Origin of the sequence: Klebsiella sp. BIGb0149 (assembly GCF_004362605.1) — a bacterium.
GTDB classification, from domain to species: domain Bacteria; phylum Pseudomonadota; class Gammaproteobacteria; order Enterobacterales; family Enterobacteriaceae; genus Klebsiella; species Klebsiella terrigena.
Map to the genome: position 1 here is coordinate 299,259 of NZ_SNYG01000005.1, position 20,282 is coordinate 319,540.

Here is a 20,282-nt window from a genome sequence, read left to right on the forward strand (position 1 = left end):
TACACTTAGAACTTGCACATTATCAGGGGGAGTTTCCATGTCCAACGTACGGCTATCCGGAACCGGCACCTTAGGCGACCGTCAGGTTTATCGCCTGGGATACGGGGCAATGCAGCTGGCAGGCCCCGGCGTATTCGGTCCGCCAGCCGATCCTGAAAACGCCGTTCGCGTACTGCAGGCGGCGGTGGACGCGGGGGTCAACCATATCGATACCTCGGATTTTTACGGTCCGCATATCACCAACCAGCTGATCCGCAAGGCGCTGCATCCCTATTCTGACGATCTCTGTATCGTGACTAAAGTCAGCGCCCGCCGCGATGAAAAAGGGAACTGGCTCCCGGCCATGTCGCCGGCGGAGTTGACCCAGGCGGTTGAGGATAATCTGCGCAACCTCAATCTCGACGTGCTGGAGGTCGTCAACCTGCGCAGCATGCTGAGCCCCCACGGCCCGGCCGAAGGATCGCTGGAGGGCCCGCTAACGACGCTGCTTGAGCTAAAGGAGCGAGGGCTAATCCGCCACATTGGACTCAGTAATGTTACCGCCACGCAGGTCGCTGACGCGCAAAAGATGACGCCGGTTGCCTGCGTGCAGAACCAATATAACGTCGCCAATCGCCAGGACGACGAGCTCATTGACACGCTGGCCGCGCAGAATATTGCCTACGTTCCCTTCTTCCCGCTTGGGGGCTTTACGCCGCTTCAGGCGCAGGAGCTGAACGATATCGCCGCCGAACTTGCGGCGACGCCAATGCAGGTCGCCCTCGCCTGGCTGCTGCAGCGTTCAGCCAATATCCTGCTTATCCCCGGGACCTCATCGCTCCAGCATCTTGAAGAAAACCTTGCCGCCGCCACCTTAACTCTTCCCGCCTCTGCGCTCAGCACCTTAGATAACCTCAAAGTCTGAGCCGCTCCCCCTCTCCCCGGCGCGTCTAAGCGCATGGCGACAGGGGGGGATTCTGCCGCTAATATTTGCCTGGAATTAACTCAACGCTGCTGGCACTATAGATCCCACAAATGGGTATTTGCCCCAGCCGTCCTTTCGCAAGTAACCCTATACAAAGCATCATTTTATACTATTTAGACCGGCCTCCTTATTGGAGGCCGCGCTCGTTTGTATCTATCTTCATGTTTTGAACTCTTAATTACAGGAAAAACAACTGCCAATTCGACGTTTATACAAATCAATTTAGCCCAAAAGATAGCTAATAACATCAAACGCTCATTAAAACATCTGATTAACACAATCAGAATGTTGTCATTGCTATAAAAAAAATCCACACACACAATATAAAAATTAACAAGGACTTCACATGACAGAGGGAACAATAAAGACCAGCAAGTATGAGATCATTGCTATTTTCAGGGAGGAACTCAGAAAACAGTCTGAGATAGAGATTTTCTATAATAACAAAAACTTCATTACGCAGCTGGCACGTGTTGATTTTTCAGAATTTCACATCGTCACCCACAGCAGGATCCCTCCGGGGCACAAGTTCAAATTTGTTCTGCATAGCGATTCAGGGAAGATAGAGTTCTGTTCAACGCTAAAGAAACATTCGGGGAGCGGCAGCGCTAAAAGTAATAAAGTCTCATTTACCTTGCCTGAATGTATTCAGGTGGTCCAAAGGCGGCGCGACCCGCGGTTTCGACTACAGCATAAGCATGATTTTTTTTGTCATGGCCGCCATAAGAATGGTGAGAATTACATGTTTGAAATTAAAGACATTTCAGATGGCGGCTGCGCGCTGATGGCCAAAAACCCGAATCTTAAATTTCTCACCCACAATTCAATCCTCAAAAATTCGATTATATCTGCCGCCGAATATGGGGAAATCACCGTCGATCTGGTGGTTAAAAACGTCGTGTTGGTGACCCTCGATGAGGATGACGAACAGGGGGAAAGCTATCATCAGGTTTCTTGTCAATTTAAGTTCCGGCACCACGATGATAAGAGAAAAATTGAGAAAATGATGCTTGATTTGATTCTGGAAGCGAAAAGAAAAAAGAGAGTCTGAGCCCTTGGAGAGTATATTGCTATACACCGATGATAACCTCATCGGTCAATCAATACAGCGTTACATGATTGATAACGATAAAAACATTACCACCTCAAGCTATCAGAATATCATGCAGGGGGAGGCGCTCCCTCAGGCTAAAATCGTTATTTTCAACGTCATTCATAAGGATATTTCTGCTGCTGACACGGTGCATCTACTTAACAAACTGCGCTTCTGCCTGGCGCGCTGCGTCCGGCTGGTGCTGATCGTCAGGAGCGATATCGCCGGGCTGTGTCGGGAGCTTATCTTCCTGGAGAATCTGATAGTTTTAACTGAAAAATCATCACTTAGCGATTTCTACGACATCACAAAAGTGCCGACCTCCGCCACGGATTACCGGTTTCTGTTAACGCATAAAAAGCTCTCGGTCAGAGAGATTCAGGTGCTGGAGCTGATTATGGCCAGCTATAACAACAAGCGAATCGCCGCGGTGCTTAACATTGACCATAAAACGGTACACAGCCATCGAATTCACATCATGAAGAAGCTCGGCATGGGCAGTTCGCGGATTATGAATAAAAAAATAGTCAACATGTATCAGTGCTAGAGGATTTTTTTACCCGGTTCTGAAAAAAAGCGAGTGACCAATCAAAATACTGTCATCAATTGGTCACTTGCTTTTAATAAAAATTCACAACAGCATGAAGGTCACTTATAATAATCCTACCCTGCAGTGCACGCTTGCTAAATTTCCGACACGAGAAAATGAACGCTAATATATTTTCAGATCACAATTTATCACGTGGCGATATCTCTGTTCGTTATGTTTTTCAGAAAATGTTCTCGCCGCAGGACCAGCTGGTTGCCGTTGAATGCCTGAGCCGCTTCGATCATATTCCCGTGGCGCCCGAATTTTTCTTCCGCCACGCCAACAAAACGCTGCGCGAAAGTATTTTCATGGAGCAGCTGGCGCTGATTGAGAAGCATAAGGCATGGTTTATTAAAAATAATATCTCTGCCACCATCAACGTTGACGACCATATCCTCAGCATAATACGCCAGCCGCAGATCGATGCCTATATCGAGCGCCTCGGCTGCGTGCATTTTGAAGTGACGGAAAATTCCAATAACCTGCTTAATAATGCACTTAGCGCCTGGCAAAGTACGCAAACCAGCACCCTCTGGCTGGATGATTTTGGCGCGGGCAATGCGGGCATTAACGCCATTCGCGGATATCATTTCGATTATGTAAAAATTGATAAAAACTTTTTCTGGCACTTAATGAAAAAAGAGTCCGGACGCCCGCTAATGGATGCGCTGGTGACATTCCTTTCCCATAATAACCATAACGTTATTATCGAAGGCGTTGAGAGCGAGGCGCATAAAAAGTGGTTGCAGGGAATGTCGTGGTTCGCCATTCAGGGCCACTACTGGAAAGAAGTCAGCATTGAACAGCTGGTCGAAGAAGATAAAGTGATTTAAAAAATGCCGGGCTCGCCGGCATTTTTTTCGTTTTCACAAGGTCATTAACTTAGCGAAAAGTGCGCTTTTGCTTCCCGTCGCGCAGGCCCTTAATTATATACCAGCTCCCAGGTTGCCCAGCTGGTCATCGGGCCGGAGGTGGCTTTTTCCGGCGCCGGCGAGACGTAACCGATATAATAGGTAAATACGCCGCCATCTACCGCTTTTTCTTTAATCTGCACCCGGTTTTGCAGCGGGTCTGCAGGGACAATTTTATTGCTCTTATCCAGCGTATTGTTGTCATTGGTCGACAGCGCCAGATAGATGTTACGCGCGCCGTCCGGCAGCGTATTCGCCAGATAGCCCGCATTTTCATTGTTGACGGTATTGACCATAAATCCGTCGATCCAGCGAACGTTCACCGAACGGACTTCGCTTTGGTCCGCCGCGCCGCCGTCATGGCGCAGCTGGCAGTTCGACAGCTCCAGGGTAAAAGGCTGCGCTTTCATAAAGGCCCCGGCCCCGCGATCGTGCACCTCCGCCAGGCTCACCGGCGCCAGCCAGACGCTGCCGCTGCCGGCATTATGGCCGCCGTTAAGCGCCACGCTGCAGGAGATATCCGTTACCCGGCCGGCAAAATCCACGCGCCCGTTATCGTAGTTGGTCATAAAACCCGCGGCGGAAGAGGCAACAAGAAGGCCGCTCATCGCCAGCAGGCCGGCAAGTCGTTTGCCGCCGTTCTTATATCCATTTTCCTTCATACCCGCCTCCCGAATTAATCGTACGTCAGGTTAAAGATCATGTGAGACTCAACCTCGCCGGTGCTGGTGGCCGCCGCGTACTGATAAAAACGCGCAAGGAAAGGTATCGTGATGTAGCGCGTTTCCTGGTTACTTAAGGTCCCGACGTTGTAATTCTTATTGAACTCAACCGGTACGCCGCCTTTCAGCACCTGAATCCCAATCCCTTTGGCCATCGCGCTGCCCGCTTTTTCATTCAGCAGCGCGCCACGGGTGAGGGGCGTGCCGGTCGCAAGGGTACCGGAGAAAGAGGCCTCAATATTGGCATAGCCGGTGGTGCTTAGCCCGCCGCTACACTGAAGCTCAATATTAAAATTTTTGCCGCCGGCGTAGGTGCCGACGCCGTTCAGATCGCTGCGCTTAATGGTCCCGACGTCAACGTTCATATTCTTACCGCTGAGTACCGTACAGGACGGCGAGACCACGGTAATCGCATTGGCGCTGAGGTAGGTTTCCAGAATCGGGTTGTTGCCCCGCTCCCAGTCGTAGGAGGTATATTTCCCCGCCGCCAGAGTACCGCTGCCGGTAGTCGCGGCGGTTTTAATAATCTCCAGCGTAAAGCGGGAGCCTTCCAGCGAGTAGTTGGTGGTCCGGTTGATGGTGGATGAGAAAACGTCGGGATAGGTGATGTTCACCGTCGCGCCGCCGCGGCTAAAGCGCATGCCGATACCGGGCACGTTGGTGGAGTAGACCTTATTCCCCAGATCGGTCGAACCGGTAGAGACGATCTTCGCCGCAAAGCGGTTGGTGCCGGCCGTACAGCTGTAGCTGGCCCCGCCCGGCGCGCTCATCGTCCAGTCCCGGGAGACAATCACCGAGCCCACCGGCAGATCGGGTGGAACCACAACCCTGCCGACGACCATATCCAGGTTCACCGTCGGCTGCGACAGCCGCGAGCAGGCGGCCCAGGCGGAGGTGGTCCCCAGCGCCATCAGGCCAATAAAAAGCGTCAGTTGTTTACTCAGCGACATACCCTTTCCTTTGATTTTGCCTTGCCCAGTTCCACCGTGCACTGTCCGCCGCTCCACTTAACGGTCGCGTGCTGAACGCTGGCGTCACTGATAAACATCATGCTGCCCTGGCCGACAACGCCAATCTCTTTGCCGCTCGGGTCGAAAATGCTGGCCGCGAACGGCAGCGGCTGGCTATTCGCCTGGCGTGCCATAATCGTCACGTTGTTCTGCACCGTGGTGCCAAACGACACCTTCACGACGCTGCCTTCCCACGGCACCACCTGGGCCACGGTACGATCGAAGGCGATATCGTCATGGCTGCCCTTCGGATCGATCTCGATGGAGTTAATCCGGTACGGGCGCAGATACGGCAGGATGGCGTAGCCGTTGCCGTCGACGCGGGTGCCCGGCGAGCCAGGCAGCATCGCGCCTGCGGCATCTTTCGCTTCGATAAGCGCCATCGTGCTGCCGCTTTCCGGCGAGAACACCACGCCGTGGCGATGGGCAATCAGCGTCCCGCTGGCGCCGAGGCCGCTCTGGCGATACCCCTCGCCCTGGCTATAGCTGCCGTTCAGCGTGGTCCACGGCGTGCGGTAGCTTCCGTTCAGCGCGACATCGTGCTGGCCGCCGGTGGCGGTGGTGGTCGAGACGCCGTAGTTGAGGTTGTTCTCGCTATCCAGCGAACCGTTGATGCCGATCTGCGAACTGCTAAAGCGCGAGTTATTAAACGAGGTATTCGACGTCAGGTTGGCGGTGCGGTTCTCGCCAAACCACAGCGGATAGCTGAAGTTAAGCGAGACGCGGTCGTCGCGATTGTGGCCGGAACTGTCCGGCGTATAAACGCGCTGCGCGCTGGCGGACCACGAGAGACGGCCGAACATATTGTTGTAGCTGAGCTGATACTGCTTCTCGGTGCCCGAACGGTTCCAGTAATCGGAGATCCGGCCGCTGAGATAAAAGCCGCCCCAGCCGTCCGGCAGGTTCTGGTTAACGGTGAAGGTCATGCCGTTTTTCTGCCGCCACAGGGTGTAGCTGCTGTTGCGGTTCTTCTCCTGGTCGACGGCGTACAGCGCGTCGTTCAGGTTGTAGTAGCCTTTGGTGGAGTAGCGATAGGCCGCCAGCACGATGCTGGTCTGGGTATCGGTAAACATGCGGTTAAAGGTGGCGCGGTAGCTCTGGCCGCTCTCGTCGAGGGTGTCGCTCTTCAGCCGGGACTGGGTGATATCTAACGACAGCGCGCCGATGCCGGTGTTCATCCCGGTCCCCAGCAGGAACGCCTGGTAATCGTCAAAGCCCGTGACGCCGGTATAGCCGGTAAAAACGTTATTCAGGCCGTGCTGCCAGGTCGCCTGGTAGAGCATCGGCTTATTCCGCAGCCCGCTGTCATCGACCTTACCGGCCGACAGCGCATAGCGGGTCATCCCCGGACGCAGCAGCTGCGCCACCGAGGCATAGGGAACGCTAAACACCTGCACCGAACCGTCGGCCTCTTTGACCGAAACTTCAAGGTCGTTACCGTAGCCGGAGGGGTAGACGTCCTGCAGGGTAAACGGGCCCGGCGGTACCGAGGTCTGATAGATAATGTTGCTGCCCTGACGCACCGTTACCAGGGCGTTGCTCTGCGCCACGCCGCGAATTTCCGGCGCATAGGAGCGCATTCCGTCAGGGAACATGTTGTCATCGGTCGCCAGGTTGACCCCGCGCAAGCCAATGGTGTCGAAGAATTCGCCGTTGGTAAAAATCTGTCCGCCGCTGACGATCGAGTTGATCTGCGGGATCGGCCGCTGGAGATAGGTCTGGTTGCTGTTCCAGTGCGCTTTGCCCTGCTGCTGCTGCCAGTTCAGGTTACCGACGTGCTTGAGCAGCCAGCCGTCCCAGGAGAGACCGGCGTTAAGCCCCAGATAGGCGCTGCTGTTATCGGAGCCGTTATTCCCCGAGGTGTGGCTGGTCCAGGTGTTGGCCATCCAGCCGAGGTTCAGCGCCGCAATGCCTTTATCCCAGAACTCCGGGCTGACATAGTTTTTCAGGCGCTGATCTTCGTAGATTTGCGGCACGGAAATTTCCAGCCGCAGGGAGGACTGAATCAGGTTGTCTTTAACGTTTTCTTCGTTACGCCACTCTTTCAGACGCCCGCAGTAGCCTTCCTGCTTCCCCAGCTGGGGGTTGAGCTTTTCCGCGGCAATGCCGTAGCGTTCAAGCATCTCTTTGGTGTAGCAGATCCCCATGTTGCCGTCTTTATCGCGGGTGACCTGCAGCTCGTAGCGCCCTTTCCACTCGCTGTTGGTATAGACGTCGAGGGAATAGGTGCCCTCAGAGATGGCGCTGGCGGAGAAGCGTGACAGATCGACCTTTTCTCGGCTGCCAACGATAAAACCGTCGTTAAACTGGTATACCGTTCCCGGGCTTTCCTGTCCGCTGGAAAATGGCGGAAAGCAGAGCAGCGCCATAGCGATCGCCGAACTTAACCTTCCCGGGCAGATGGTCCTCTGCTTCATGATAGTGTCCCTTATTTAACGGCTACTTTCACTGCCACATCTGCGCCATAGTCATTGATGTTATTAATCGTCAGGGTCTCGCCTCTGCTCACGGCAGAAGAGAGGGCTACGGTCTGACTGGACTGTGGAGCGAGCATCACCGTTTTGCCGTTCAGGGCCTTGCCGCCGTCGCGGGAAATACGGCTTACGGTGAGATAAAATGGCGTAGGGTTGCTGACCGACAGGCTGCTGCCGCTGGCCGAAAGCGCTAATTTCTCCGGCGCAGCGTCGCGATTGCCCAGTCCGGTCGGGCGGTAGATAAACTTAAAGCGCGAACGAATCGCCAGCTGCAGGATATTCTGTCCTTCATTTTTTTGATTAGCCTCTACCGGCGGTATTTCCAGCAGATTAAGCCACCACAGCGTCTCTTTATCTTTGGCAAGCCCGGCGCTGCTGCCAAGCTTAATACGTAAGGTCTGCCCGCTTTTAGCATCCACGCGGGATATTGGCGGAGTAATAATAAATGGCGTAGTAATCGTATCCGGCGTGGCGTCGGCGTTGCCGTTATCCAGCCAGGCCTGCGCCAGCGCCGGGCGATCGGCGGTATTCGAAAGCTGTACCGTTATTTCTTTTTCATTTCCGGGATAAATAAAGCGGGTGCCGTTAACAATAATATTATTGGCGTGGGCCGCAAAACTAAAAATGAAACAGAAACAAAGGGCAATACGCTTCATGCTGACCTCAGACGGGAAAAATAAGCGGCAGCGGCTGCCGCTTTATCAATGCATATAACCGCCTCAATTAAGGCGGTTTATTTTCAGACGATAATTACTGGTAGGTAATTTCGTAAGTCGCGTAGCTGTTAACCACGCCGGTAGTTACGGTAGCCGGGGTGCTGGTAGCATAGCCAACGAAGTAGGTGAAGCGCGCGCCATCCTGAACGGCAGAAGCATCGCCAGTTGCTTTAGGCTGAGTGCTGTCGCCCGGGATGATTTTGTTGTTCAGAGTAGTGGCATCGTCTGTAGACAGAACCAGCTGGATGTTTTGTGCACCGGCAGCTTCGGTGTTAGCCAGGTAGCCAACCTGTTTGCCAGCAGCGCCAGCCAGCAGGTTACCGCCGGTCCAGTTCACGCCCAGTTTAGACACGTCGTCTTGTTTGGTGCCGTCGGCAGCCTGGCAATCAGATACGTCAATGGTGAAAGATTTCGGTTTCAGGTAGGTGTCTGCACCCGCCGCTTTCACTTCAGTTAAGGTTACCGGAGAGAGGTAAACGTTAGCATCGCTGCCCTGACCGTTTACAGAAACAGTACAAGATACGTCGGTAACTTTACCGAAGAAATTAACCTGGCCACCGCCAACAGTGGTATCAGCCGCATTTGCCGCTGCCATACCGAAAAATGCCGTTGCCATTGCTGCAGAGAGAAGAACCTTTTTCATTGCCATTTCCTTGTCAGAGTGAGTTTTGTATCAATAAACCAACAGTAAATCTGCAGACGATAAGAAGCGTTATGCGATGCCCACCGCTGCAACTGTGAATAGAAACTTCGACTGACCGGAAGCCGCAATATTTAAGGCGTCAGGACGCGAATTCAAATAATGAATTCGATAATGCTGTCGGCGTCAAAGAATGCTATTTTTCGCTGATAAATATACATTTGCTTATAACTTGTTACATCACGCTGACGATAGCTATCGCCTATCAATTATAGTCAAACAATAACCACAAACGATAATTAAGTTATTTACTTCAGAAGAGATAAGGCGCAAGGGATATATCTATGGAGGTAAATATCATGACAAATATTGCTATTTGATGACCATCGGGAACAATCTGAATAATAGCGAGGATAAGGTCACGGGAATAGCGCCGGGCGGTCCAATAAAAAACGTTCAGCCGCCGATTTGGGCTGGCGGCCGGGCCCGACGCCCTGCGGTCCTACAGCGGCAGCTGGAAGTGCCGGGCCAGGGCGCGCTTTCCTTCCGCGCTGACGGAAACCTCGCGAAAGCCCGGCGTCAGCACAAACCAGCCCTGCTGCTGACCATGCTGCAGGAGTGCGGCGCCGACGATCCCCCCGGCGTGAAAGCGCCTTTCGCTCCAGTCCAGGCAGGCGCAGCACGCTTTGCGTCGGCCATCGCCGGTTAAGGCAATCCCCAGACGGCAAAAGTGTGCTTCCCCCGCAGGCGTTACCGCCGAACCGTCGGGCGTAATCCAGGCCTCGCGCAGTAAAAATTGATAAATGGCCACCGCCAGCTCGCCGGCGAGATGATCGTAGCAGGTCCTTGCGTGGCGTAAATTAACCGGCGTTCGGGTGGTTAGCGTCAGCGCGCCCTTCCCGGCCATGGTCATCATATTCTCCACCAGGCCGGCGACGTCCGCCCCCGCCAGCCGGTAGTAGCGGTGCCGCCCCTGCGCCAGGCAAACCAGCAGGCGGCCGTTCACCAGGCGGCTCAGGTGCGCGCTGGCGGTAGAGGCGGAAATGCCCGCCGCCGTAGCCAGCTCCGTCGCCGTCCAGGCCCGGCCGTCCATCAGGGCGCAGAGCATTTTCACCCGCGAACTGTCGGCCATGGCGGAAGCGATGGCCGCCACGGCGACGGCCAACGACTCATCATCGGTAATAACTGCGGCAGGTTTGAGCATATGGCCTCACGCGTGAGTGGCCCAGCGGCGCGTCGCCTCCTGCGCCAGCGGGAAATTATCGGTAACCAGAATCAGGCGATTATCATGGTCGCTGTACTGGGTCAAAATATTAACCCCCTGCGCGGCCAGCGCGCGGGCGATGGCGCCCAGCTCTCCGGGCTGTTCCTGCTTGAGGCGGCGAATAAGCGGCTGAGTGACCGCCGCCACCGGGATCCCGGCCTGCTCCAGCGCCGCTCTGGCGCGCTCGCCGTCGGCCACCAAAAAATGGGCGTGGCACCGGTCGTCGACGGTGAAAACGCCGCCGCCCTCCAGGCCCACGCCGCCGTTGCCGAGGGTCTGCCCCAGCAGCGCCAGCGCGCCCGGACGATTGGGCAGGATCACATAAATATCATACATGACCGCGATCCTCGCCTCTTTCCGCGCCGTATTCGCGCATCAGCCGGGTAATGCGAATCTGATAGTCGGCAAAGATACTCTCTTTTCCCTCCCGCTGAGCCTCCCGGTGGGCGAGGTTATTTTTCCACGCCAGCACCGCCTGCTCGTCGCGCCACCAGGAAAGCGACAGGATCTTCCCCGGCGTCGTCAGGCTCTGAAAACGCTCAATGCTGATAAAACCATCGATGGTGCTGAGCAGCGGCTTAAGCTCCGCCGCGAGCGCCAGATAGCGCGCCTGGCCTTCCGGCGCCACCTCGGCTTCAAAGAGTACGGCAATCATTGTGTCATCCTTATTTATTCAGCGGTGCCGCCACTCTATGCCCCCCGCCCCGCAGATGCTTCGTCAACGGACGAAGTATTGCCCGCGCCGCATTGGTTAAAAAACCACCAACACATTCACCAAAACAATAGCCAAAGCCCTCAGGAAAAAAATCTCCGCGCCGTCGGCGTCTTTTTTTCCGCAGCAATAAATCTCAGCCATCTTCGCCAACAAGCTGTTTTTATTGATTAATCGACATTGAAACGTCACCCGATCGTCATCTTAATGGCACAAAAGTGTGATCTAAATCGCACTTTTTGCAACGCGCGTTATAGTTAGCAGACTTATTATAAACCCATCGAAAGCGCAGCGCTTTCCACCTGTAAAGTTAAAAGGAAAAACACCATGAAAAACGTAAAATTACTTGCCGCCGCCGGTATGCTGTCCCTGGTTTCTTTTGCTAGCTTCGCTCAGCACCCGGTCAGCGTGACCGCAGATACTCTGGACAGCGCGGAAGCGAAAATCGCCACCATCGCTAAAGATCAGGGCGCGTCTTACCACATTACCGAAGCCTACACCGGTAACCAGGTTCATATGACCGCCGAGCTGTCCAAATAAGAGAATGGTTGCAGAGGGAGCTGCCGGACCGGCCGCCTGAAGGCGGCCCGTTTGGCTCCCGCCGCGCAATAACCATGCAGCAATGTCGGGCCCCTTTATGGGGCCTTTTTTGTTAGCGCGCGCTGAATAGACAGCACGCTGAGCAGCACCACGACCAGCCCCACCAGCGCCAGCCCCTGAATCTTCTGCCCGAGAATAATCCAGCCCAGCAGCACCGCGGTCACCGGACTGAGCAGGCTCAGCGCCGAGACCGCCACCGGCGAGAGGCGGCTAATCCCGCGGAACCACAGACCGTACGCCAGCATCGCCCCCGCCACGCATAGCCACAGATAGCCCGCCGCCTGGGTCAGGGTCACCTGCTGTAAAGGAGGATCGACCAGCAGCGCAATCGGCGCCAGCACCACACCGCCAATCAGCAGCTGCCAGCCCGTCAGCGCCGCCACCGGCAGCGATATCGCCCAGCGTCGGGAGAGCCAGGTTCCCAGCGCCATGCTGACCGCCCCTAAAAACGCCGCGCCGATGCCCAGCGGATCCAGCACCGTCTGCGGCGAGAGCAGCAGCAGCGCCATGCCGATAACGCCGGTACAGGCCGAGGCAACCGCCATCCACGGCGATCGCTGCCTGTCCACGGACCAGGCCAGCAGCATCACCAGCAGCGGCTGAATGGCGCCGATCACCGCCGCCAGCCCGCCGGGCAAGCGATAGGCGGCAATAAACAGCAGCGCCTGGAAGGCGCCAATATTGAGGATCCCGGTGACCACCAGCTTCCACCACTCGCTGCGCAGAGGAAAGCGGCGGCACCAGATTAACAGGGCGATCCCCGCCGGGAGCACCCGCAGCAGCGCCGCAATAAACGGCCTGTCCGCCGGTAATAGCTGCGAGGTCACAATATAGGTCGTCCCCCAGATGGCCGGGGCCAGGGCGGTCAACAGCAGGTCAAAAATGGGCGAACGCGAGAGAAAGGTCATGATTTTATCTTCACATCAAGGTAAATTAGTCAGCCAAGTATGTATCGATAGATATCTTGATATCAAGGTAACCAGGCACAAATGGACAAATCACCGCAAACAGACGCCGTAGACCGCATTCTTGAACAGTGGAAGCGGGAGCGTCCCGATCTTGACTGTAGCCCGATGGGGCCGATTGGCCGCCTGAAGCGCTGCGCCATGCTGCTGGAACCGCGCGTCGAGGCGGCGTTTATCCGCCACGATCTGGTGCGCTGGGAATTTGACATGCTGGCGACCCTGCGCCGGGCGGGAGAGCCGTTTACCCTCTCGCCGACCCAGCTTTTTTCGACGCTGATGATCACCTCCGGCACCATGACCCACCGCCTGAAGGCGCTGGAGAAACGGGGGTTCATATGCCGGCTGGCGAATCCGCAGGATGCGCGGAGCATGCTGGTGGCCCTGACCCCGGAAGGGCGAGAACGCATCGATCGCGCGGTTGAAACGCACGTCGAGAACGAACGCCAGCTGCTGGCGGGCCTCACTGCGGAGCAGCGCCAGCGGCTGAACGACGCGCTGGCGGGGCTGATGCGCCTGCTGGAAGAGGACTAGCAGCCGGCGGCGATATAGTCGCCGTTGGCGCTGATCGGGATCACCGTCAGGAACAGCACGCAGGCAAACAGAATCAGGATGATGCCGCCGGCAATCCTCACCGCCGGAACCAGCAGCCTGAGGCGCCCGCCGCTGCCGGCAAACAGGCCGACCGCCCGCTCGCGGGCGTAGCGCACCGCCAGCGACAGGCCGAGGATCGACAGAGCCGTCCCCAGCGACATGGCCATCACCGCGGCAATTCCCCAGCTGACGATCCCCAGGGCGTTGGCAAACAGCAGGATCATAATCGCCCCGCTGCAGGGCCTCGCGCCGATGGCCAGCACCACCCCGAGCCGGGTTTTCCAGTCCACCTGCGCCAGCCCGCGCCCGACGCCGTGGTGGCCGCAGCCGCAGTTTGGGCTATGGTCATGCAATGGCGTCAGCGAACCGATCGCTATCTTTCGCGGCCGCAGGTTTTTAAGCGTTTGATAGATAATAAATACGCCGAAGGCACCAACCATCAGCGCGCTGATTTTTTCGACGTACCAGCGGCTGGTGCTGAGATCGCCGGAGGCAAGATTGAGCCCTATCGCCAGAATAAACACGAACAGGATGGCGCATGCGCCCTGCATCAGGCTGCCGAGAAACGGCACCACCCGCGCCGCCAGCGGGCTCTCCTTATTGGTGCTGAGATAGGTGGTTACGATAAATTTTCCGTGCCCCGGCCCCACGGCATGCAGCACGCCGTAGAGGAACGCCCCGCCGAGCAGCCATACGCCGCCGCTGTACTGGTGGTTGTTGAGCTGCAAAAGATACATCACCAGATAGCGGTGGAGCGTGATTTGCGTTGCCAGGCACCACTGAATAAACGCGCCCCAGTGCGCATGGAGCCCCCAGCCGCACCACAGTAACGCCAGCGCGGGCAGACCCAGCGCCAGCAGGCGCCAGTCGCGCGCGAGAATGCGAGTTGTCATCATTTTTCGCCATCAAGTGAATCTGAATTTTCCGCCCGGCGGGAGAGGCTCTTCCTCCGCCAGCGCGCTGAATAACGGGGATATTGCGTTTTGCAATACCCGCTAAATACGCATAACATCTGCCCCAATATATCGTCGTCAGGCAAGGAGATGCTTGTGGAACACAATACCGCTTCCGAGCGACCAGACAGCCACGAAAGCCGCTTCCATAAAGAAGAGTTTCCCTTCTTCTGGGTGGTCAACGTCTATGCAAAGTATACCCAGCAGATGGAAGTCGAATTAAAAAAAATCGACATCGACCTCTCGCGCTTTCGGGTGCTGATGCTGGTTCATCAGTACCACCGGGCCAGCATCTCCCGCATCACTGAATACGCCGTCAGCAAAATGCCCACCGTCACCAAAATTGTCGGCCGCCTGCGCGACGATGGTCTGCTGACCACCCACGTCAGCGCCAGCGACGGGCGCGTCACCGAAGCGGAGCTCACCCCCGCCGGCGAGGCCAAGGTGGCGCAGGCGCAGATCCTGAGCAAAAAGGTCTTCACCAAAGCGTTCAAAGGGATTACCCCGGCGCAGGAGAAGAAAATGAACCACGTGCTCTCCCTGCTTCTGCACAACCTCGACGATTAATTCCCTTTCCGACGTGGCGACAATAACCACTCTAAGCCAATGGCTATTATCGCCTGCCCGCCTTACCCCTCGTTTTTCGCACGCTTTTTTATCATTTTTTTAACTTATATTTTGCGCTTTATTTTGTGACCCGCATCAAGAGAATAAAATATAACCGCAATTTAATTCCAATAAAAATCAATGTATTAAAAAATATTTTTTGTTTATAAAATGTTCTTATAGCTAAAAACGATGTGAAAAGTACGTTACAAATTACTTGAAGTTTCAAGTTTTAATGACAAGATTACCTCAGGTCCAGCGCGGCGTATTTTTCATACAGCCGACGCATTTCAGGTTATCGCTAAACGGGAACGTGAACCATGGCTAAGCAACATTGCACGGGTATTACCGAATCTCGTTCCGGGTTTATCTCTCGCTTTACGCTGGGCGCCGGGGAGCTGACGTTTGCGGCCAAAGATACGCTTGATATCGCCGGCCACCCAACCCGCGCCGGTAGCCCGGTGATGCAGGCCGCCCTGCCGGCGAGCAGGCACGCCGCGGTGATTCAGCGGCTGCTGGAGAACGGCTGTCGCCTGCTGGGCAAAACCACGCTCCACGAGCTGGCTTTTGGCGTTACCGGCATTAATGCGTGGAGCGGGACACCGCTTAACCCGCACTACCCGGCGCTGATCCCCGGCGGGTCGTCCAGCGGATCGGCCACCGTGGTCGCCGCAGGCGAAGTCGATTTTGCTCTCGGCACCGACACCGGCGGCTCGGTACGGATGCCCGCCGCCTGCTGCGGCGTGGTCGGCCTGAAGCCAACGTGGGGACGCGTGAGCCGCGAAGGGGTTATCCCTGCCCACAGCTCGCTGGACTGCGTCGGCTTCTTCGCCCGGGAGGTCGCCACCCTGCGTTCGGCTCTTGAGAAGGCGCTGGGGGAAACGGCGGCGCAGTTCCCGGCACGGCGCGGCGAGGCCGGCTTTATCTCCGGCCTCGCCAGCGCGGAGATTGACCGGCTGATCCTCGCGCGTCTGGCGCAGGCGGGCGTAGCGCCGTCGGCGGTGACCCTGGCGGGATTCAGCGAGGCGCACGAGGCCGGGCTGACGATCATCAGCCAGGAAAACTGGCAGGCGTTTCACGCCATCGTTGATGCCCCGGAGCTGGCGGCGGACGTTGCGCTGCGCATCCGCGCCGGGGCGGATATTAGCCCGGCTCAGCGGCAGGCGGCCGAGCAGGTGCGGGCGGCGTTCACCCGCGCCGTCGACGCGCAGCTGGCCAGGACGCCGTTTATCTTACTGCCGACCCTGCCGGCGCTGCCGCCCACCCTGCAAGAGGCGGCCGATCCGCTCAGGGTGGTCAACCTGACCCGGCTGGTGCGCCCGTTTAATTTAAGCGGCCATCCGGCGCTGACCCTGCCGGTTGGTGAAATAGGCCAGCGCCCCGTCGCCCTGCAGATAGTCGGCGGGAAAAATAGAGAGTTCGCTTTACTCAGCTTTGCCGAATCGCTGCTGGCAAAACTGAAATAAAATTCAGACCCCAGGCAAAATATAATAATAGTCCAAAAGGATCCCCGGAGCTTATTCAGCCAGCGGCGGGGATAGCCGAATAACGGCGGATATAAAAGTTTATTCTCTTTAACTGGAAGAGGCAAAGTCGCATGTTACATTCATCTGCAATATCACGTGCGGAAAAGACGCTGCACGCCACGAATAGTGAATTAAGCGAACTTCTCGGCGATTTAAAAAAGCGCAGCGAGGAATTTGAACAGCAGAAATATATCTCCCACGATATTATTTCGCGCTTTAAAAAGATTGGCGTTTACCGCGCGCTGGTGCCAAAACGCTACGGCGGCGACGAAATATCGCCGGCGGAATTCTGCCAGCTGGTGGAAACCATCGCCACCGCCGACGGCTCCGCCGGCTGGGTCGCCAGCTTCGGCATGAACCCGTTTTATCTCGGCGGCCTGCCGCTCGCTACCCTCGATGAGATCTACCGCCGCGGCGCGGACGTGGTCTTTGCCGGCGGCATTTTTCCACCGCAGAAGGCCGCCACCCTCGACGACGGCTTTCGCGTCAGCGGCCGCTGGAGCTTCGCCAGCGGCTGTACCGGGGCGGAGCTGATTGGCGTCGGCATCCTTCCGGACGACGGGTCGGCCCGCCCGCTGCCGCGCATTGCGGTGCTGCCCGCGGACCGCTTCACCATCGACCCGGTGTGGAATAGCGTCGGCCTGGCGGGCACCGGCAGCCATGACGTGATCCTCAGCGACGCCTTTGTCCCGGCGGAGTGGACCTTTATCCGCGGCGGCGCGCTCAATCTCGACGGGGCGCTGTACCGCTACCCGGTGCTGTCGCTGGCCACCCAGGTGCTGTCCGTCGTCGCGCTGGGGATCGCCCGCGCCGCGCTGAGCGAAGTCTACGCCATCGCCGAGCGGCAAAGCTCGGTTACCGGCGCGCCCTGCCTCGCCGACCGCCAGTTTGCGCAGATGGAAATCGCCCACTGCGAGGCGGAGCTGCGCTCGGCGCGCTGCTGGTTCTACGACGCCATTGACGACGTCTGGCAGGCCATCCTGCGCGGCGATGAGCCCGGCGAAGCGGCCATCAACGCGCTGCGCCTCTCCTCCACGCATATTACCCGCGTCTCCTCCTCGGTCACCACCCGCGCGCTGAAGCTGGCCGGGATGCCGGGGATCGCCATGCGCAGCCCGCTGCAGCGCTACGCCCGCGACTCGATGGTCATCACCCAGCACGCCTTTATGGGCGAGCTGACCTATATCAATGCCGGCAACATGTTCTTCGGCCACCCGCCGCTGCCCGGCTACCTGTAACCCTATAAGGAGACTCACCATGATCCGCGTTTTATTCTGCATCGGCGTAAACCAGAACTTTTTTGACGCAACCCCGGAGGTAGGCAAGCAGGTGTGGGCCGCCTTCGGCGAAATGATGAACGGCATCGCCAACGTCGACGGCGTCACGGTCATCGGCAATATGGATGATGACCGGACGATGGTCGGGCCCTCAACCGGCTGGCCGTGGACCACCTACGTGCTGGCCGACGCGCGGGATTTCGAGGCCGTTACCGCCGCCTGCAATCTGTTTCGCAGCGTGCAGGTCGGCGGCGGCCCGGACCGGCTGTGGAAATATTGCAAAGTCGAAGCCCGTACCGGGCGAGAACTAATTATCCAGGCCTAGCCGATGAATAATATAAACACCCTGCTGCAGCGGCTGAATAAGCTCGAAGCCGCCGACCAAATCCGCAAACTCATCAGTCAATATATGCATTTATGCGATGACCTGAGCCATCCGGATATTGCCAGGAAGATCGCCGACTTATTTAGCGAAGAGGCGGTTTGGGAAGGCGTTGGCGATTTATATCAAAGCAAGCTGGGGCGCTATTGCGGACGTCAGGAAATAGCCGAAATGATGGCGCGCTATATTAGCGAGCCCTCCCACTTCGCAATTAACGTCCACTACCTGACCGCGGAATATATCGATATTGACGCCGAGAATAGCGCCAGCGGACGCTGGAAAATGCTGCAGGCTTCCACCTTTCGCGCCGGCGGCTCGCATTTAAACAGCGCCGAGCTGGTGATTCGCTTTAAAAAAACGGATGGGCGCTGGCTGATCGCGCATTTCACCACCCGAAACCTGTTCAGCCGCCCGGTTGACGGCTGGCACTCGCCCGCCGATCTGCCCGTACCCGCCAGAGAAGCACAACAATAACGCCTGGAGATTGAGCAATGTCGATACCCGAAACGATCCCTGTTAAGAACCTCCTGCCCGGTGACTGCCCGGCCGCGCTGGGCGCGCTGGTGCAGTCAGACCGCGTGCATACCTCGCTGTACACCTCCAGCGACATCTTTGCCCTCGAGATTGAAAAGATCTTTAACCGCACCTGGGTGTGGGTGGCCCATGAAAGCGAAGTCCCCGACGCGGGAAGCTTTAAGTCCGCCATGGTCGGCACCCAGCCGGTTATCGTGGTGCGCGATCGCAAAGGCGGGATTAACGTCCTGCTTAACCGCTGCCGCCACCGCGCCGCCACCGTCTGCGAACACCGCAGCGGCAAAACCAACGGCTTTACCTGCCCGTACCACGGCTGGGGCTACGGTCTGGACGGCGCCCTGCGCGGCGTTCCGCATCCGGAAAGCTACGGCGACACCCTCGAAAAGGACCAGCTTGGGATGGTGCGCCTGCGCACGGAGAGCTACGCCGGCATGATCTTCGCCAGCTTCAACCAGCAGATAGAGCCGCTGACCGACTTCCTCGGCCCGGCGATGAAGTGGATGGATCTGTTTATGAAACAGGGCGCCGGCTACCCGCTGCAGGCTACCACCGCCCACCGCTTCCGCTTTCCGGGCAACTGGAAAATCCAGCTGGAAAACACCACCGACGGCTACCACTTCCCCATCGTGCACAAGTCGTTCCTCAGCTCGGTCGATAAGCAAACGGAAGAGATGCTCAACTTCGTCGATGGCAAAGGTTTCGTCGAGGATCTCGGCAACGGCCACAGCGTGATGGTGATGATCCCTGAGCTTATCGATCTCGACGAAAATCTCGATGCGCCGATCCCCGAGCGCTTCCTCGAGCTGGCGCAGGGGCTGCGCGACGAGGGGCATGAAGAGCAGCAGGTCCGGCGGATCGTCCGCGCGGTCGGCGGCAGCGGCTTCAACCTCAACCTGTTCCCCAACGTCGCCTGCTCAATGGCCTTCTTCCGCGTGCTGCAGCCGCTGTCGGTTGAGGAAACTGAAATTCACCACGTGGTGCTGACCATGAAGGGCGGCCCGGCTATCGCTAACCAGGCCCGCCTGCGGATGCATGAGCACTTCCAGGGACCGATGGGCTTCGGCACGCCGGATGACTCCGAAGCCTGGGAGCGCGTGCAGCGCGGCGGCGGCGCCGGCGGCGATCTGTGGATCATGCTTAACCGCGGCCTGCCGGGAGAAACCCGCACCGCCGACGGCCTGCGCGGCGACGTCAGCGCCGAAACCGGCATGCGTGCCGCCTATCAGCAGTGGAAACGCCACATGAACGCAGAGAACAGGGGGCAAAAATGAACCCACAGCCGATCCTCAACGCCGCCGTTCACTTTATTAATCTCGAAGCGGACCTCCTCGATCAGGGCGAATTCCGCGAGTGGCTGACGCTTTGGCAGCCGCAGGGGATGTATATCATTCCCGTCGACCAGCAGGCTACCGACTTTGCCAACACCCTGAACTACGCCTACGACAACCAGGCCATGCGCGAAAAGCGCGTGAACCGCCTGTACAGCGGGGAGTCTATCTCCACCACGCCGCGGGCGCGCACCGTCCGCATGACCGGCCGCCATCGTCTGCTATCCGCCGACGAGGAGCGCGTGGAGATCCGCTGCGCCCAGTTCCTCTATGAATACCGCAAAGGCAACGAACAGCACTATGTTGCCGACCTGAGCTACGTCCTTAAGCCGCAGGGCGAGAGGTTCCTGATCGCGCAAAAGGTGGTCCGCCTGATTAACGGTGACGACTTCCTGCACAGCATTGGCTACATCCTGTGAGGTCCC

23 protein-coding genes are annotated in these 20,282 nt (G+C 57.3%); 13 read left to right on the forward strand and 10 right to left on the reverse strand.

Translation table 11 applies throughout. The annotated features are described in order from the left end of the window. The first annotated feature begins 37 nt into the window (after nucleotides 1–37). The 4 genes from EDF75_RS18710 to mrkJ all read left to right on the forward strand — a co-directional run bounded on the left by EDF75_RS18710 (nucleotide 38) and on the right by mrkJ (nucleotide 3,479). Entirely contained in the window at nucleotides 38–904 is an 867-nt protein-coding gene (locus EDF75_RS18710; protein WP_133600473.1) for an aldo/keto reductase family oxidoreductase, read from the forward strand. Between the two features lie 406 nt (nucleotides 905–1,310). Continuing rightward, entirely contained in the window at nucleotides 1,311–2,015 is a 705-nt protein-coding gene (locus EDF75_RS18715; protein WP_133600474.1) for a flagellar brake protein, read from the forward strand. A 4-nt stretch (nucleotides 2,016–2,019) separates the two neighbouring features. Next, nucleotides 2,020–2,604 (forward strand): LuxR C-terminal-related transcriptional regulator, encoded by a 585-nt coding sequence (locus tag EDF75_RS18720; protein WP_166646210.1) that lies wholly within the window; start codon nucleotides 2,020–2,022, stop codon nucleotides 2,602–2,604. Between the two features lie 158 nt (nucleotides 2,605–2,762). Beyond that, nucleotides 2,763–3,479, forward strand: a complete 717-nt coding sequence (gene mrkJ / locus EDF75_RS18725) for a cyclic-di-GMP phosphodiesterase MrkJ (RefSeq protein ID WP_133600476.1) — start codon at nucleotides 2,763–2,765, stop codon at nucleotides 3,477–3,479. 89 nt (nucleotides 3,480–3,568) lie between these two features. On the opposite strand, the gene EDF75_RS27125 is transcribed toward mrkJ, so the two are convergent. The 8 genes from EDF75_RS27125 to EDF75_RS18770 all read right to left on the reverse strand — a co-directional run bounded on the left by EDF75_RS27125 (nucleotide 3,569) and on the right by EDF75_RS18770 (nucleotide 11,038). Then, entirely contained in the window at nucleotides 3,569–4,165 is a 597-nt protein-coding gene (locus EDF75_RS27125; protein WP_227544463.1) for a fimbrial protein, read from the reverse strand. 68 nt (nucleotides 4,166–4,233) lie between these two features. Then, complete coding sequence (locus EDF75_RS18740) at nucleotides 4,234–5,229, reverse strand: fimbrial protein (RefSeq protein WP_133600477.1); 996 nt, start codon at nucleotides 5,227–5,229, stop codon at nucleotides 4,234–4,236. Then, nucleotides 5,220–7,706 (reverse strand): fimbria/pilus outer membrane usher protein, encoded by a 2,487-nt coding sequence (locus EDF75_RS18745; RefSeq protein ID WP_076945915.1) that lies wholly within the window; start codon nucleotides 7,704–7,706, stop codon nucleotides 5,220–5,222. Before EDF75_RS18745 ends, EDF75_RS18740 begins: the two co-directional genes overlap by 10 nt. Before the next feature lie 11 nt (nucleotides 7,707–7,717). Next, on the reverse strand, nucleotides 7,718–8,419 hold the full coding sequence (locus EDF75_RS18750; RefSeq protein ID WP_041147074.1) for a fimbrial biogenesis chaperone: 702 nt from the start codon (nucleotides 8,417–8,419) through the stop codon (nucleotides 7,718–7,720). A 94-nt stretch (nucleotides 8,420–8,513) separates the two neighbouring features. Next, nucleotides 8,514–9,122 carry a fimbrial protein gene (locus EDF75_RS18755; RefSeq protein WP_076945914.1) on the reverse strand — a complete coding sequence of 203 codons (609 nt, stop codon included), beginning with the start codon at nucleotides 9,120–9,122 and terminating at the stop codon, nucleotides 8,514–8,516. Between the two features lie 499 nt (nucleotides 9,123–9,621). Beyond that, nucleotides 9,622–10,323 carry an ArsR/SmtB family transcription factor gene (locus EDF75_RS18760; protein ID WP_133600478.1) on the reverse strand — a complete coding sequence of 234 codons (702 nt, stop codon included), beginning with the start codon at nucleotides 10,321–10,323 and terminating at the stop codon, nucleotides 9,622–9,624. Between the two features lie 6 nt (nucleotides 10,324–10,329). Further along, complete coding sequence (locus tag EDF75_RS18765) at nucleotides 10,330–10,719, reverse strand: amino acid-binding protein (protein WP_133600479.1); 390 nt, start codon at nucleotides 10,717–10,719, stop codon at nucleotides 10,330–10,332. Next, complete coding sequence (locus EDF75_RS18770) at nucleotides 10,712–11,038, reverse strand: antibiotic biosynthesis monooxygenase family protein (RefSeq protein WP_133600480.1); 327 nt, start codon at nucleotides 11,036–11,038, stop codon at nucleotides 10,712–10,714. Before EDF75_RS18770 ends, EDF75_RS18765 begins: the two co-directional genes overlap by 8 nt. Before the next feature lie 384 nt (nucleotides 11,039–11,422). Here EDF75_RS18770 and EDF75_RS18775 point away from each other — a divergent pair, with 384 nt between their 5' ends. Next, nucleotides 11,423–11,635: a YdgH/BhsA/McbA-like domain containing protein gene (locus EDF75_RS18775; RefSeq protein ID WP_015585822.1), complete on the forward strand. Its 213-nt coding sequence runs from the start codon at nucleotides 11,423–11,425 to the stop codon at nucleotides 11,633–11,635. A 95-nt stretch (nucleotides 11,636–11,730) separates the two neighbouring features. Here EDF75_RS18775 and EDF75_RS18780 read toward each other — a convergent pair whose 3' ends face one another. Beyond that, nucleotides 11,731–12,603: an EamA family transporter gene (locus EDF75_RS18780; protein ID WP_133600481.1), complete on the reverse strand. Its 873-nt coding sequence runs from the start codon at nucleotides 12,601–12,603 to the stop codon at nucleotides 11,731–11,733. Nucleotides 12,604–12,684: 81 nt separating this feature from the next. Between EDF75_RS18780 and EDF75_RS18785 the strand changes: the two genes are divergently transcribed. Next, nucleotides 12,685–13,191: a MarR family winged helix-turn-helix transcriptional regulator gene (locus tag EDF75_RS18785; protein ID WP_115191966.1), complete on the forward strand. Its 507-nt coding sequence runs from the start codon at nucleotides 12,685–12,687 to the stop codon at nucleotides 13,189–13,191. On the opposite strand, the gene EDF75_RS18790 is transcribed toward EDF75_RS18785, so the two are convergent. Next, nucleotides 13,188–14,144, reverse strand: a complete 957-nt coding sequence (locus tag EDF75_RS18790; RefSeq protein WP_133600581.1) for a nickel/cobalt transporter — start codon at nucleotides 14,142–14,144, stop codon at nucleotides 13,188–13,190. The two genes, EDF75_RS18785 and EDF75_RS18790, sit on opposite strands and share 4 nt — an antisense overlap. Before the next feature lie 150 nt (nucleotides 14,145–14,294). Here EDF75_RS18790 and EDF75_RS18795 point away from each other — a divergent pair, with 150 nt between their 5' ends. The 7 genes from EDF75_RS18795 (at nucleotide 14,295) to EDF75_RS18825 (ending at nucleotide 20,276) form a co-directional block, all read left to right on the forward strand. Then, on the forward strand, nucleotides 14,295–14,771 hold the full coding sequence (locus EDF75_RS18795) for a MarR family winged helix-turn-helix transcriptional regulator (protein ID WP_133600482.1): 477 nt from the start codon (nucleotides 14,295–14,297) through the stop codon (nucleotides 14,769–14,771). A 359-nt stretch (nucleotides 14,772–15,130) separates the two neighbouring features. Next, entirely contained in the window at nucleotides 15,131–16,276 is a 1,146-nt protein-coding gene (locus tag EDF75_RS18800) for an amidase (protein ID WP_133600483.1), read from the forward strand. A gap of 131 nt (nucleotides 16,277–16,407) precedes the next feature. Beyond that, nucleotides 16,408–17,574: an acyl-CoA dehydrogenase family protein gene (locus EDF75_RS18805; RefSeq protein WP_133600484.1), complete on the forward strand. Its 1,167-nt coding sequence runs from the start codon at nucleotides 16,408–16,410 to the stop codon at nucleotides 17,572–17,574. A 19-nt stretch (nucleotides 17,575–17,593) separates the two neighbouring features. Further along, nucleotides 17,594–17,938, forward strand: coding sequence for a hypothetical protein (locus tag EDF75_RS18810; protein ID WP_041147083.1), 345 nt, complete (start codon nucleotides 17,594–17,596; stop codon nucleotides 17,936–17,938). A 3-nt stretch (nucleotides 17,939–17,941) separates the two neighbouring features. Next, a complete protein-coding gene (locus tag EDF75_RS18815; protein WP_133600485.1) occupies nucleotides 17,942–18,469 on the forward strand; it encodes a nuclear transport factor 2 family protein in 528 nt (175 codons plus the stop codon). Between the two features lie 23 nt (nucleotides 18,470–18,492). Next, entirely contained in the window at nucleotides 18,493–19,800 is a 1,308-nt protein-coding gene (locus tag EDF75_RS18820) for an aromatic ring-hydroxylating oxygenase subunit alpha (RefSeq protein ID WP_208113325.1), read from the forward strand. Further along, entirely contained in the window at nucleotides 19,797–20,276 is a 480-nt protein-coding gene (locus EDF75_RS18825; RefSeq protein ID WP_133600486.1) for an aromatic-ring-hydroxylating dioxygenase subunit beta, read from the forward strand. Before EDF75_RS18820 ends, EDF75_RS18825 begins: the two co-directional genes overlap by 4 nt. The last annotated feature ends 6 nt before the right edge of the window (nucleotides 20,277–20,282 follow it).

Bases quoted from the DNA above. Each gene is read 5' to 3' on its own strand.
- EDF75_RS18710 (WP_133600473.1), top strand. From the start codon at position 38: ATGTCCAACGTACGGCTATCCGGAACCGGCACCTTAGGCGACCGTCAG.
- EDF75_RS18715 (WP_133600474.1), top strand. From the start codon at position 1,311: ATGACAGAGGGAACAATAAAGACCAGCAAGTATGAGATCATTGCTATT.
- mrkJ (WP_133600476.1), top strand. From the start codon at position 2,763: ATGAACGCTAATATATTTTCAGATCACAATTTATCACGTGGCGATATC.
- EDF75_RS27125 (WP_227544463.1), bottom strand. From the start codon at position 4,165: ATGAGCGGCCTTCTTGTTGCCTCTTCCGCCGCGGGTTTTATGACCAAC.
- EDF75_RS18740 (WP_133600477.1), bottom strand. From the start codon at position 5,229: ATGTCGCTGAGTAAACAACTGACGCTTTTTATTGGCCTGATGGCGCTG.
- EDF75_RS18745 (WP_076945915.1), bottom strand. From the start codon at position 7,706: ATGAAGCAGAGGACCATCTGCCCGGGAAGGTTAAGTTCGGCGATCGCT.
- EDF75_RS18750 (WP_041147074.1), bottom strand. From the start codon at position 8,419: ATGAAGCGTATTGCCCTTTGTTTCTGTTTCATTTTTAGTTTTGCGGCC.
- EDF75_RS18755 (WP_076945914.1), bottom strand. From the start codon at position 9,122: ATGAAAAAGGTTCTTCTCTCTGCAGCAATGGCAACGGCATTTTTCGGT.
- EDF75_RS18760 (WP_133600478.1), bottom strand. From the start codon at position 10,323: ATGCTCAAACCTGCCGCAGTTATTACCGATGATGAGTCGTTGGCCGTC.
- EDF75_RS18765 (WP_133600479.1), bottom strand. From the start codon at position 10,719: ATGTATGATATTTATGTGATCCTGCCCAATCGTCCGGGCGCGCTGGCG.
- EDF75_RS18770 (WP_133600480.1), bottom strand. From the start codon at position 11,038: ATGATTGCCGTACTCTTTGAAGCCGAGGTGGCGCCGGAAGGCCAGGCG.
- EDF75_RS18775 (WP_015585822.1), top strand. From the start codon at position 11,423: ATGAAAAACGTAAAATTACTTGCCGCCGCCGGTATGCTGTCCCTGGTT.
- EDF75_RS18780 (WP_133600481.1), bottom strand. From the start codon at position 12,603: ATGACCTTTCTCTCGCGTTCGCCCATTTTTGACCTGCTGTTGACCGCC.
- EDF75_RS18785 (WP_115191966.1), top strand. From the start codon at position 12,685: ATGGACAAATCACCGCAAACAGACGCCGTAGACCGCATTCTTGAACAG.
- EDF75_RS18790 (WP_133600581.1), bottom strand. From the start codon at position 14,144: ATGACAACTCGCATTCTCGCGCGCGACTGGCGCCTGCTGGCGCTGGGT.
- EDF75_RS18795 (WP_133600482.1), top strand. From the start codon at position 14,295: ATGCTTGTGGAACACAATACCGCTTCCGAGCGACCAGACAGCCACGAA.
- EDF75_RS18800 (WP_133600483.1), top strand. From the start codon at position 15,131: ATGGCTAAGCAACATTGCACGGGTATTACCGAATCTCGTTCCGGGTTT.
- EDF75_RS18805 (WP_133600484.1), top strand. From the start codon at position 16,408: ATGTTACATTCATCTGCAATATCACGTGCGGAAAAGACGCTGCACGCC.
- EDF75_RS18810 (WP_041147083.1), top strand. From the start codon at position 17,594: ATGATCCGCGTTTTATTCTGCATCGGCGTAAACCAGAACTTTTTTGAC.
- EDF75_RS18815 (WP_133600485.1), top strand. From the start codon at position 17,942: ATGAATAATATAAACACCCTGCTGCAGCGGCTGAATAAGCTCGAAGCC.
- EDF75_RS18825 (WP_133600486.1), top strand. From the start codon at position 19,797: ATGAACCCACAGCCGATCCTCAACGCCGCCGTTCACTTTATTAATCTC.